A 13,791-nucleotide genomic window follows, 5' to 3' on the forward strand; every position below is an offset into this window, starting at 1 on the left:
GTATTTTTATTAACATCGTATTTTTAGCAAGAACTTACTGGCGGATTAAACGGCTTGGCTTAGGCAATAGACTGATATCACTAACACGGCATGGATTGATATCGATACCACCGCGGCGCGTGTACCACGCCCGTACCATTAGCTCACTTGGCTGATAGTATTGGCTCAAATCAGCAAATATCTGCTCAACACACTGCTCATGAAAACCATTGTGCTGACGGAAGCTCAATATATAACGCAGCATATTTGCATTATTAAAAAGCTTATCAGTCGTAATCGATACGGCCAACGTACCCCAATCTGGTTGATTGGTCACTGGGCAGTTACTGCGCAGTAGATTGGAATAAAAGGTATACGGCTGCGTACCATCATTTACCATGCTTTCACTACTCGCCTCTATTGCTTCGCTAGCACTTAGCAATGACGTATCAGGATGTTCAGTCAACGCAACTTTGTCCGTGTTTCCTGCTAGTGCCTCATCAATACAAACACCCTCAGGCTGAGCGATCAATAACGCTGTTCCGTTACCATCTAGATCATCATTTAAGCGAAATAACGCTACCTGTACATCTGTTTGCAAACAAGCTGACAAGTCTTTCGCAATCAACGCTTGTACGTCATTCCAACTGGCAAACTCGGTAAAGTTAATGCTATTCAAATACAACTTAAGCGATTTTGACTCTACGATAAACGGTGAGCTGGCAGGAATACTAAAGCGTGCAATCGCTACTTGCGAGATACCTTGCGGATTTAACCAAGATATCTCAAAGGCCTGCCACCAATCGACACCAACGGCTAGCTTGTCATCTTGCCAACCAATCGCATCACGTCCCATGCTGCGCGCAATCGGATATAGCGTCTCTGGGCTATACTCAGTTGGATAGTCTGTGGTTTGCTCACCCAAGATACCGTGAATACTCATCTGTCTTCCTAATATTAAACCGTTTAAAATTTACTCTAAAATAATAATATGCTTAGCGAATAATACACACTACAAACGTACACGTGAACCGTTACTTAGCAAGCGATAAGCGATGGTATAAAATATCGCACAAAACACAAAAATAGCCGCCATTGAATACCAAACATTGACATCAGAATATCCAAGAATACCGTAACGGAATGAGTTGACCATATAGACGATAGGGTTCAGTAGCGAGATATTTTGCCAAAATGGCGATAAATTCTCCATTGAATAAAACACACCACCAAGATAGGTTAGCGGAGTCAGTACAAAGCTTGGGATAATAGAGATATCATCAAACGAGCGTGCAAATACCGCATTGATAAAACCGCCCAATGAAAACAAGATAGACGTACCAAGTACCGTAAATACGGTCACAAATAAATGCTCGATACCCAGATCGGTAAAGAAGAGCGCCACTATCGAGACAATCACACCAATAGCCAGTCCACGGAAAATACCACCACTGATATAACCCATCAAAATAGCATGCTTTGATACTGGCGAGACCAAAAGCTCTTCGATACTAGACGTGAACTTAGCACTAAAAAAGCTTGAGACCACGTTAGAGTAACTGTTGGTAATGATCGACATCATGATCAAACCAGGCACGATAAACTGCATGTATGGCACGCCGCCCATCTCACCCACGCGCGAGCCAATCATCTTACCAAAGATGACAAAATACAAACTCATCGTGATAACTGGCGGTAACAACGTCTGCGGCCAGATACGTAAAATACGGCGCACTTCTTTGAACCAAATAGTACGAAACGCAATCCACTTCTTACTCAATGACATTGTTTTATTATGATCGACTAGTTCCTGACTCATAATCCCGCCTCCTTCATGCTATCTGCACTCTGAATGTTTTTGTCTACCAAGCGCATAAATAACTCTTCTAGTCGGTTGGCTTTATTGCGCATACTTGCCACACTGATACCTTTTTCAGACAACTGATCAAAGACACCGTTTAGTGACTCACCTTCTGTCAAGGTAACTTCTAGCGTTTGCTCATCTGGTTGCGAGACCCCTGTGACTCCTGTTAGAGCCAACTGCTCAGTGAGCGGCGTATCCAAATCAAATACAAACGTCTCTACCGACAACTGCGCCAGTAGCTCTTTCATTTCCGTATTGATTCGAATTTCACCATGATCCAAGATCGCAATGCGTTTACATAATTGCTCAGCTTCTTCGAGATAATGAGTCGTCAGAATAATAGTGGTGTTTTCTTCGATATTAATCTGCTGCATAAATTCCCACATCGAGCGGCGAAGCTCGATATCGACACCCGCCGTTGGCTCATCTAGAATCAATAGCTTTGGCTTATGAATTAATGCACGGGCAATCATCAAGCGGCGTTTCATACCACCAGATAGCTCACGTGATTTACTGTCGCGTTTATCCCATAATCCCAACGCTGTTAATAGTCTCTTGGCACGTGGTTTGGCTTCTTTTGCCGGAATACCGAAATAACCCGCTTGTGTAATGAGGATATCTTCGACTTTTTCGAACATATTAAAGTTAAACTCTTGCGGTACAACACCAAGGTATTGCTTGGCAATCGAAGGGTTCTCTAATAGGTCTGTGCCGAAAATATGGACGCTACCGGTGGTTGGCTTAAACAATGAGCTGATAATACCAATCATGGTAGATTTGCCTGCGCCGTTTGGCCCAAGTAACGCAAAGAAACCACCTTGTGGTACCGTTAAATCAACCCCTTTCAATGCCGAAAACCCATTGTCGTAGGTTTTGGATAAGTTTTTTATGGAGAGTGCTGGTGCATCAGACATGAAGACCTCTTTATTTGTTATCAATTTATACAAAATGCGATTTTAGAATAATAGGCCGTGTTGAACATTCGACTATCATTATCATATAGGCAGAAGCCATATAAGAATGTTCAACACACTCTACTATCTAAAGGTGACAATGTACGGTAATAAACGAACTAATCTCATAAAATGAGGCTACTCATGGCGAATTTCAACTGCCTTATATTCGAAGTACCATATTAATAATACTCATCATGAAAAAGCGCCTATCTCATCACTGAAATAGGCGCTTTATAGATAACTATCGTAAAAGCTTGGAAGGTAATCATTAAAGATTAGCTTGCTTCTGCGACCATATAATCTACGGCATTTTGAACTTCTTCATCAGGAATATCCGCGCCACCTTTAGCAGGCATCGCGTTGAAACCGTTGATAGCATGGGTATATAGCGTATCTTTACCTTTTGCGATACGTGGGCCCCAAGCGCCAGCATCACCAAAGATAGGAGAGCCTAGCAAGCCTGCAGTATGACAAGTATGACATACAGCATTATATACCGCTTTACCGTCACGAGGACCGTCGCCAGCAGCTGGGCCAGATGAGCGTGCCGTTACATCACAAGCTTCACCATCTTCAAAACAGATATTGGCAACAGGCTGGATACGCGCAATCAGATTAGGATACAAAGCAATTAGCTTCTGTACTTGCGGCGTATCTTGTGGAATTGGCTCTTCATCAGCGGCAGGCGCTGCAGCGGCAGTTTCTTCACCTTCTGCTGGAGCGGCTTCGTCAGTGGACGCAGCACCATCTGTCGTATCTGCAGCAGCTTGGGTATCGTCACCTAGCGTTTCAGGAGCAGCTTCTACGACCTCTTGGCCTTCTGCTACGTCTGACGCAGTTACAGGAGTGTCTACAACATCTTCAGCTTGGCTCACCGCGATACTAGCGATTCCTAGAATGGCAGCTGCCGATAACATAACTACTTTTCTCATTCGTCACGTTCTCTTATTACGTATACAAGGACTAGCACGGCTCGGACATTCTGTCTGTCCTCCTTTGACGACTTCTAAGTCTTCAATAGCAGACAGCCATCCCGCGTGCCAGCGCACTTGCAATCGATGATTATAAATATGAATTCTCCCCAACATTATAAGGGAAAAGGCAGGTAAATTGCCATGCTTGTTTAATGACTTGGCTGTTTTTTCTTAAAAAACCTCAATCGCGACTGTCATTTATTGGCTTTATGCTTTTTATTTGTTAGACTAAGCGGTCTTTATTTCTAGACACCTTATGCTAATTATCATACGCATCTAAGCGTGACAGTCAGACATATCGTTATCATATGCGCTCGTAGCTCAGTTGGATAGAGTATCGGTCTCCGAAGCCGAGGGTCGTGGGTTCGATTCCCGCCGAGCGCACCACTATTTATAGCTTAAGTTTTATTCAAGTTTCGCCTCAAACATTATATTGTTTGAGGTTTTTTTGTGTCTATAATTTCCTTTAAAACCTTTATCTATAAAGCCTAGCTATTGTGTCTTCATCAACCCTTAAGAAGCAGTCTACTCTTTAATAACATAATCGCGATAAGTTTGTGGGCATGCACTCTACCCTTTAAAAATTGGTGACCACCTGCTCGGTGACCAAACGGTGACCATTTTGTGACCAAGGTTGTTGAAGGTCGGTGATGGTTATCGACTCCATTGTCGAGGTAGTTAATCGCTAACTTAGCAACCCATTTTCAATATACCTAGTTGCTCGCTTCACCTCATAGCTATCTGACTTTAATAAATTATCCCAAACATCTAAGCATAGACTCAGAGTAACATCATCCTCATCATCGACCGCTTCATCATATATTCTCTGCAATATTTTGGTTAATTTATCCATTTCACTGTAAACAATTTGTTTAGTTTCATCAGATAGACTGGCTGTAGCTATTTCAATAAATAACTGTAATAACATACTTTTAAAATCACTTAAACATAAAACATGGTTTTCTAAAGCGTAAAATAAATGGTATAGCTTTTTGTTCACTACTTGAGAGTTCATATATATATCAACTAGTTCTTCAGTAATACCTTTATTCCAAAAATTCTTTTCTCGAATACAAGATAGCAAATTTCCTCTTACTTTCTGTGAATCATCGTTAAGTAAGGACCTATATACTTCAACTAGTTTATGTTCTTGTTCTGCATAATCATCCGTGGTCAGAAGTTGAACTAAAACTTGAGCAACACCTAGCTTAACTGACTCATCAGCCATTAAAACAGAGAATATTTCTTTTGCAAATAAATCGTTAAAGAAGTAACGGGCGAAAATTTGTGTGCCAGCCTGCCTACGAACCTCTTCGTACTCAGAAGTAAGCATAAGTCTAACTAAATCTATATACTGATCTTTAAATTTATCTATGAAAGCTGAATTAAAAAAATTATAAGATTCATAAGCACAGCTCATTCTTAAGTCAGATTTACATAAATCTAGAAACCTTTGCAATGCATAATTTATGTCGTAATTTAAGAAAGGAGTCAATAATCTGACTGCTACTATTTTTACAGCTGGATGAGGATCATTTATAGCAGAGTCAATCAAACTCAGATTATCCCGTGCATACTCTTCATTATCCCAAAATATTTTGGCAATACCACCGTATGCAATCCCTCTATAACAGTTTATAGAATTTTGCATTAGACTCTCAGCAGTAGTGTGCTCAGCACCTTCTCCCTCTTGAGGGTCATATACATTGAGCTTGTTATTGTTCGGATTGGATGAGTGAAGAGCAATATCAATAAGCTTATCTAGCATATCAGGATGGTCTATAATCTTTGGAGTATCTGTTAATAATCTTGTCAGTGCTTGACTCTCATCAAAACCTTCAAAATGTCTAATAACTTTGTAACGAAGGTCTAATAGGCAAGGTTGCCAGCTTTCTTTAAAATCTTCCGCTAAATTAGATGAATTGTTATCTGCCAGTCCATAGTAAATATTCTCAATAAACTTCTCATTGATATTTTTTGGCAGTGTTAATGATAGTTTTGCGAACCTCTCAGGCTCATTTTTTACAGCTGTACTTAGACTATTAGAAAATGCGCGTATACTGGATTCTGTAATATTCCCCCTATCTAAAGGTTTCATCTTCCAAGTACTGAAACGTTCTTCGTTTGTGAGTATAAGCTTTGTCCATGCTCTATCAGATAATTTATTCGCTTGTGGTATAGGTGAAACAACTGCACCACCATATGAAGAATCATATGAATAAAAATAAGTATCGCTACAACCTTTAAATCTTCTTTGTAAAACATTATATAAGTCTATGGATTTTTTGCTGATACGATTATCATCAAGTTTATTAAGTAAGAAATATTGAGCTTCTCCCCAATAACTTGTCCAAAAGTTTCCAAATTTTCTTCTCATCTCCAACGCATACTCTATACTCTCAAGATCTTTACTAAGCCCGATACCTGATATTACAATTTCAAGGCAATTAAAAATCTCGTCCTCACAATATGGTGAAAATTTATCAATCAATTTTCCAGCCAGTACCCATCTCGGCTCTTCATAATCATTCCCACAAGCTAACCTAGTAGTCGGATTATCTAGGAGCCATTTAATAATTTGATCAGAATACCCAATGGGTAGATTGAGCAACAGATTTGCAATAATGTGCTCTACAACTGGATGCTTATTCGTTAAATATAACGTCAGTAAATTGAATAGCTCATCTGGTTTATCTGTATACTGTTTACCTGCTTCGAAAAAAATACCTAATACACCTCTTACTAAAGAATCTCTATGTTCATTAAATGAATGTCTTGCGCTGTAGAGCCATATTCTTGTATAAGAGCTTTCATTAATTGAGCTATTAATTATTTCGAAGACCTGAAGCATTAACTCTTTAAGAACATCGTAAGGCAGAGCTTCTGAGATACTTTCTAAGTCTTCGATTTGACCTTCTCTCCATACCTTTCGGTGTAGATGCTTAACCGACTCTTCAGACTCCTTTATATCCAGACTCGAGTCTGTTAATTCTTCTTTATAACCTTCTAAAATTAACTGTATTAAATCAATCGCCTTTCTCGGATAGCTTTTTGCTAACTCATTCCAATCAATGTAATTGACTGCACAACCTAGTTGTAAAAGCTTTTTGCGTACTTCAAACATCTTTTCTGAATCATTTTGAATGTTCCAGCTCAAAGCAGAATAGCATCTATTATTCCACTCCTCAGATATACCGATAAATGGCTCAATTTCTTTTAAAACAATATCAGGTGCTTTGTCAGCTATAGAGCTTAACAATCGAATAGCCAAACCAATTTCCGAGTCAGATCCATTCAGCCATCTGGAAATTATATTTTTTTCTGAAAGCACCGTAACTAGTTGTGAATGTCCAAAACAAGCATGGTCAATAAAAGGCTGACTTAACTCTTCATTATTTATAAGACTTGTAATCAAATTACGCATAGGCGTTTTAATAACTTTGATCTCGCCAACCATATTTATAGCTAAGTACTTGACATGGAAACGAATTTCGGAGCTATCAAACAATGCTGAAATATTTTCGCAAAACACTGATTGTCTGGATTGTGATAATAGTTTTAAGGCATATTTGATATGCTCTCTTCGTATTAGTGTTTGTTCAGACTTAGAGCCAATTTCTTTAAGAAAGTCGTCGCTTGACTGTCGAGCAATATCAAAAAGGCGTTTTCCCAAGTGGTAATCGAATAGTGCTTGATGCTGAAAGCTAACCTGATTACCTGTCTTATTAAAAATACCGACAGATATTATTGCCTCAAGAACATTGGGATTGTGACTGCATAAAGCGTTAATTGATATAGAAAACTGCATCTCTCGGCTTGCTTTTTCTATAAAGTCATCAATAATGGTGTTAGCCGAACTTAAATCATTTATAGCATTGTTTAGTTGCTTCAATCTATCAACCCAATACAAACTTATAAGGTCGCTTTTGCTGTTAAAATTGAGGCTGCCCTGATCATTCTTTATAAGCTGTATGTAAAAACTTAACCATATTGGAATTTTCAAAATAGTCTGCTTGACAGGTGATAACGAGTCATAATTTTCGTATGGTGAAAGTAATTTTTTAACTTCTACAACAGATAGCTCTTTTATTGTTATATGCGCTACTTTATTATTTAGACTTGAAATCCAACTTTGTAATTGAATATCTTCGTTTAAATCAAAGTCTCTACAAGCTAAAACTAGACTAATATCATAGTTATCTTTCCTTAGTTGAATCACTTGATACGCAATTTGTTGACAGACTTGTAAAGCACTGCTTGAGTGACTAGCTGTCCAACGTATGGCGTCTAATTGATCCAAAATAATAATAGCTTTTTTAGCGCCTGCAAACTTATTTAAGCTAAATACAGGTGAATGGCTAAAACCTAAATCATCTCCAAAAGCATCTGCATTTTTTTTAGGACGGTTTCGATCTAATCGTATTGGTAGACATATATGACCCTTCTTTTGCATCTCATCGCACAACTGCAATAGAAAAGCACTTTTACCCATACCCGCTTCTGCTTTAATCAAGGTAATTGGATAGTTATCTATTGAGTCAATACAATTTGCCATTTCAGAACGCTCAATTAAACTACCTTCAATTAAAAAGGGTGTAATTGAATCTCGAAAAGCCTGATTAACACGCTCTATAATAGGGAATAATCTTGTGTCGTTTTCATAAATTCTTTGGTTAAAACCTTGGCCTTTCATACTTTCGAGGAGCTGAAACGATGTAATTGATGAGCGTAAATTGTTATCAGTGGGATAATTTTTTAAGTAGTCAACTATGTTATTAGAGTTACTACTAAAATTCTTATCGATTTTTCCAATAATATTACGTTGAGATTCAGAGTTAGCAGGAAAAGCAATAACCTCAAAATTTTTCAAAAACTGAATAGCTTTTGCAATATCAATCTCTACATTAATGTTTAAACCTAACTTATGACACAAATCTTCAAATAACTTTCGACGTTTACCGCTCTGGTCAACCTGATGTTCAATAAAATCTTGAGGATTAGATGTTGTATTTTTAGCGCTCAAACTTAGTTGGGATAGCTGAGTGAATGATAATGGAGATACGACTTTAAAGGTACAATCTGTTCTCTGTATTTGATTAAAGGCTTTTATCAATACACCCGAAATCTCTAGTGATGATAAGGTCCATACATCCGAATTATTGTGACTAGATTTACATTGATGAAACTCTCTAGATCCGTTTGATTTTTCAACAATCAAATCTACGCCTGTTTCATCTTCACCTAATGGCTCTACAGTTACGGAGGTTATCTCTTCCTCAACTAGTCTTAATAATTGCTCAGCAACCCAAAACTCTTCGTAGCTATTACCGAATTTATCTGCAAACCCACCACCTTCTAATGCCATAGCTGAACTACCTTCACTAATATCAGTATACTGAAAATAGTAGCATGAAAGAATGTTTAGAGAAGATAAATATAGAAATCCTTAATCGAAAAAACCAGAGAGCATTAGCAATCTGGTTATCAAGTACATTTCAAATTGTTACCTGCCCATTGTAAGCTGCCCGCCAGAAAAACTAATACATGATTCGCAGAACCAAGATGATTGTTTTCTGATATAAGGTATATCCGCTGGTACATCAAGTTGATAAGGCCGTCCACAGTACTCACAGTGCACATCATCTAAGTAAGCTTGGCACTCCGCTAATACACCAAACAAAATATGATAATCAACACTATACTGTCTACAGAGCGTTTCTATATGCTCTACATACCGTCCATCATGCCCGTATGCCCAATAGTCTTCACATAGTTGTATGTCGGACTGATCTGCATTGGCGCTAAAAATAAGTTTTAAGCTCATGGTTATCTCCAAACCAAATAGTTAACGTTGATCACAACGAATAAGGAATATCGTAGTGATTCATAATGTCCAAAAATTTGGTCTCAAGATTCGTTAATGCATAATGATTTAGCGCTAACCCCTCATTGAGCTCACGTTGAACCCATATCCTAACCGCTTCATCATTGTAGAAAAGGGGGTTAACGCCTAGCATTCTTGCTAACTGCGAGCCCTGTTGTATTTGCAGGTTTACCATAAGCTTGGTAGATAGCGATATCGCTTCGGCGCTTAACCAGATTGAAGCATGCGGCGATTTAATAAATGTGTTCACGTATAACCTCCTGTAGATTAATATTTCTTTCTGTTAGTCGTAATGACTTCCTACAGATTGAATTATACATACATTTTGAGCTGATGCAACTTAAAATAACCTTCTATAGAGCTTTTTATTACTTAATAGAACATTTAACTCATTTGAGAAACTATATTGCTGCGTATTATTTGGTGTAATAACTGATAAGCGCAGCACTATCTTGAATTTTAAAAGGAGGAAAGTTTATTCTTCTTCCTTAACTAGCTCATAAAGGTCGCCCACTTCAATATCCAAATATAAGCATAGCTTTTCTACTACCTCTAGATCCACTCTGGTCGCTTCTTCGTTATACATACGTGTGATTGTGCCTCTGTTGACATCTGTATCTCTAGACACATCGGCAATCTTAAGTCTTTTTTCGCCCATAATTCTAGATAAATTACATTTCACCATAACCTCCCCCATAATAAAATAACCTACTGTAGATAAAAATGTCTTGCAAAAGATGATTTTTAGTGTAAATTATGTTCTATAGCAGGTCATAAAGCTATTAGATAATAACACTTTAATCTTTAGTAAGGATTTTACTATGAGTTATACCTATTTAACAACCGAAGAGCTGTCACAACGTATTAAATATGACAGCAAGACAATACGCAATCAACTTAAGGATGCGGTATTCATTGAGGGCGTTCATTACATCAAACCATTTGGAGGTAGAAAAATTCTTTTCATATGGCAAAAGATTGAAGAGTTAATGCTGACAGGCTACGACGATAACATTCCATTTGCAGCGGGAGCGTAATCATGGCGAGTATCAATAGCCGTAATGGCAACCTATATGTAGATTTTCGATACATAGGCCAACGTTGTAGAGAGCAAACCTTACTGGCAGACACTAAGCCTAATCGAAAGCGTCTAGAAAATTTCGTTAGTAAAATGCAAGCAGAGATTCAATTAGGTAGTTTTCGATATGAAAACTATTTTCCACAGAGTAAAAAGCTTGAGCAGTTTCAAAGCTTAGAGCTCATGAGATCAACGAATAGCCATAAGGACTCAAGCTCAGGATTTGATTGCTTTAGCAGAGTTTGGTTAGAGGAAAAAAAACCGGAATGGCGGTGCTCTCAGATAACTAATGTAGAAAACATACTTAAGATTTATCTACTTCCCCATTTTGGCAATGTGCCACTAAATACCATAAACAAAGCTAAAATAATGGCTTTTCGGGGTAATCTAGTCAAGGAAGGAAATAGTGGACGACTTTTATCAGCATCTCGAATCAACCACATTATGACGCCATTACGTATGGTGATTACCGAAGCATCTGAGCGTTTTGATTTTGAGAACCCTTGGAAGAATATAAAGCCACTAAGTGTACCTAAAAGTAATGTTAGTCCTTTTACCTTAGAGGAAGTCATGCTCATCATTGACAACGTCAGAGTAGACTATAAGCCATATTTCACAGTACGGTTTTTTACAGGCATGCGTACAGGTGAAATTGACGGTTTACCGTGGAAAAATATTGACTTTGAACGTAGACAAATCGTTATTGATCAAGCAATTGTTGGAGGTGTTATAGGTGACACTAAAACTTCCGGCTCTAATCGTATTATCCACATGAATCAACTGGTTTACGATGCATTGATTGAGCAGCAGAGCTTCACTAAACATCGAAGTGAGTTTGTGTTTAGTACAAAAGCAGGTACTCCTTTGAGTCATCGCAATGTGACAAAGAGAGTTTGGTATCCGTTATTGCGATATCTGGAGCTTGATATACGTAATCCCTATCAAAGTAGACATACGGCTGCCACTCTTTGGCTTGCTGCAGGCGAGTCTCCTGAATGGATTGCTGCGCAAATGGGTCATAGCAGCACTACAATGTTATTCACAGTGTATTCACGTTATGTGCCCAATCTAACTCGTCAGGATGGGAGTGCTTTAGATAAGCTACTGATAGAGCGAGGTATAATACAAAATCCATGAAAATACCTATGTTTAACAAAAAGACATCCAAATAGATGTCTTTTTTCGATTTTAATGCTGGATGCTTTACATTAATGAAGCTACAGTTATTTGAATGACTTGTAACGGTAGCAGCATAATGGCTAATAAAGATAGTAACTCTACAAATATTAAGGATTGGTTGAAGCTAAATCTCCTTGATTTCGCTAATGGCAATGATCTTGAAATATTACTTATCGAGCTAAAATTTTTAAAAGATACCTTACCTGAGCAATTTAGATCAGAATTGAAAGATGAGTATCGAACATTGTCTGAATGGATAAAAACATTAGATGTGAATAGTAATTTGACGAAGACGCATGAATTACAGATATACGAAAATGGAATTGCTCATAAAGTATTTTTAGAAAATATTAGAAAGCCTCATCTGCATTTAAAAGATCTCTATCTAATTACCTTTTTAATCCATCGAGCAGACTCGTCTAAAATAAATACTATCCGTGCTGTCTACTTTTTTCTATGTTTAAGGATGGTTGAGTTAACTGACTATGATAGTCGAATTGAAACTACGCTCGATGAATGCAGATTTTTAACGAACAAAACTCGTGAATTTTTAGTTCCGTTTTTACCTGATGTAACAGAATTGAAAAGCCTAAAGGATATTGAGGAGTTTCTTATTAATGCTCAACAAAACGATAGCTACACTAGATGGCTTGATGAGCGGCCCCTAACTTTTGATTTTGAAATACAGAAGTACAAGAATAGATTATTAAGTAAAGAGACATCTCTATCATCTGTTGAAGCTCAATTTGAAATCAATGAACGTATAGCTAAATACCTTTACGAATATATCTTACCAATCGAAAACTATTTCAAAAATGACTCCGGCATTACTCGCGTGACGACTGAGACTCATAAGATTATAAGTATCTTACAGGATAAAGATGATATCACTGGCAATACTGTTAGCGATCTCACCTACATATCAGAAAATGCTAGCGAAGCAAATGGATTTGAAGACCAAGAACGCCAAGACGATGAAGAGCAATCGTTTGAGCAGGTTAATTTCGAGCAACCTACAAACTACTATCTAGATAAAATCAGAGCTGAACAACAAGTTAACTGTAGACATCAACGGACTTTAAGTCAGGTAACTGATGTAAATGTTGCACATGCTGATGAAGTACAGATTTTAGTCACATATTTACTCAATAGTCTGATGAGTTTAGATATCAGAAGTATAAATGCTGACAACAATGATGAACAAGGTACTTTAAACATTGAATATGATCTAGACCATCAAACTTCTTTATATCTACTAATAATTTTATTGACAGGTAGATCTGAACTACTTATCTCAGAAGATTTGAGGGAGAGTTATTTATGCTATCGGTATCCACTAGAGTTTGCACCTACTCGTAGTAAAGTTCAAGAAAACTGGGATTCTAAACTATGCGCAGATAATACATCTACTCTCAATCTTTTCTACCCTATTGCAGTTGGCAATATATATTCTCATCTTTTACGTAACATAAGCACAAAGGTTTTGGAGGAGGTCAAACAAAAGGCCAGTGAGGCTCTAAAGGCTATAAATAAGAAGAGCAAAACTAGATTAACTTTTAATAAAGTTAAGAACTATTTAGAACACTACCTCATACAGAGTGGTCGAGATCAAGCTTTAGTTAATGTTCTAATTAGCAAACCAATACACCATTCTTCAGCACTTCCTTACTTTAATGTTAGCCAGCTAGATTTATTCTTATGCCAATATGATTTTAATGATCATTTGTATGATATAGCATTTAATACAGTCTGACCCCTGCTGTCAATCCCGTAGAACTAAACTTGGGAGATTTTAGTTACGCAGCTTGACGATAAAAGTCAAACCACACTTGTCTTGGCGTTTTATAGCCCAAACCCTTTTGAATCCTAGTCTGATT

10 protein-coding genes and 1 tRNA gene are annotated in these 13,791 nt (G+C 37.7%); 4 read left to right on the forward strand and 7 right to left on the reverse strand.

Annotated elements, in window-relative coordinates; translation table 11 throughout:
• Positions 1-34: 34 nt before the first annotated feature.
• From queF to QL898_RS12315, 4 genes are all read right to left on the reverse strand, one after another.
• Positions 35-922, reverse strand: coding sequence for an NADPH-dependent 7-cyano-7-deazaguanine reductase QueF (queF, locus tag QL898_RS12300; RefSeq protein ID WP_201580116.1), 888 nt, complete (start codon positions 920-922; stop codon positions 35-37).
• Between the two features lie 69 nt (positions 923-991).
• On the reverse strand, positions 992-1,765 hold the full coding sequence (locus QL898_RS12305) for an ABC transporter permease (RefSeq protein ID WP_057762348.1): 774 nt from the start codon (positions 1,763-1,765) through the stop codon (positions 992-994).
• Positions 1,766-1,794: 29 nt separating this feature from the next.
• Positions 1,795-2,757, reverse strand: coding sequence for an ABC transporter ATP-binding protein (locus QL898_RS12310; RefSeq protein WP_057758608.1), 963 nt, complete (start codon positions 2,755-2,757; stop codon positions 1,795-1,797).
• Positions 2,758-3,074: 317 nt separating this feature from the next.
• On the reverse strand, positions 3,075-3,731 hold the full coding sequence (locus QL898_RS12315; RefSeq protein ID WP_057758606.1) for a c-type cytochrome: 657 nt from the start codon (positions 3,729-3,731) through the stop codon (positions 3,075-3,077).
• Between the two features lie 352 nt (positions 3,732-4,083).
• Here QL898_RS12315 and QL898_RS12320 point away from each other — a divergent pair.
• A tRNA-Arg gene (locus QL898_RS12320) sits at positions 4,084-4,160 on the forward strand.
• 298 nt (positions 4,161-4,458) lie between these two features.
• On the opposite strand, the gene QL898_RS12325 is transcribed toward QL898_RS12320, so the two are convergent.
• From QL898_RS12325 to QL898_RS12335, 3 genes are all read right to left on the reverse strand, one after another.
• The gene (locus QL898_RS12325) at positions 4,459-9,138 is read right to left on the reverse strand and encodes a hypothetical protein (protein WP_290177023.1); all 4,680 of its coding nucleotides are present in this window, start codon (positions 9,136-9,138) and stop codon (positions 4,459-4,461) included.
• A 490-nt stretch (positions 9,139-9,628) separates the two neighbouring features.
• Positions 9,629-9,907 (reverse strand): hypothetical protein, encoded by a 279-nt coding sequence (locus tag QL898_RS12330; RefSeq protein ID WP_057758591.1) that lies wholly within the window; start codon positions 9,905-9,907, stop codon positions 9,629-9,631.
• A 225-nt stretch (positions 9,908-10,132) separates the two neighbouring features.
• Complete coding sequence (locus tag QL898_RS12335) at positions 10,133-10,354, reverse strand: helix-turn-helix transcriptional regulator (RefSeq protein WP_322868751.1); 222 nt, start codon at positions 10,352-10,354, stop codon at positions 10,133-10,135.
• A 124-nt stretch (positions 10,355-10,478) separates the two neighbouring features.
• On the opposite strand from QL898_RS12335, the gene QL898_RS12340 reads away from it, so the two are divergent.
• The 3 genes from QL898_RS12340 (at position 10,479) to QL898_RS12350 (ending at position 13,667) form a co-directional block, all read left to right on the forward strand.
• Entirely contained in the window at positions 10,479-10,694 is a 216-nt protein-coding gene (locus QL898_RS12340) for a hypothetical protein (RefSeq protein WP_021813684.1), read from the forward strand.
• A 2-nt stretch (positions 10,695-10,696) separates the two neighbouring features.
• Positions 10,697-11,872, forward strand: coding sequence for a site-specific integrase (locus QL898_RS12345; RefSeq protein ID WP_057758589.1), 1,176 nt, complete (start codon positions 10,697-10,699; stop codon positions 11,870-11,872).
• A gap of 118 nt (positions 11,873-11,990) precedes the next feature.
• Entirely contained in the window at positions 11,991-13,667 is a 1,677-nt protein-coding gene (locus QL898_RS12350) for a hypothetical protein (RefSeq protein ID WP_290177024.1), read from the forward strand.
• Positions 13,668-13,791: the final 124 nt, after the last annotated feature.

The organism is Psychrobacter sp. APC 3279 (assembly GCF_030407795.1).
Classification (GTDB): domain Bacteria; phylum Pseudomonadota; class Gammaproteobacteria; order Pseudomonadales; family Moraxellaceae; genus Psychrobacter.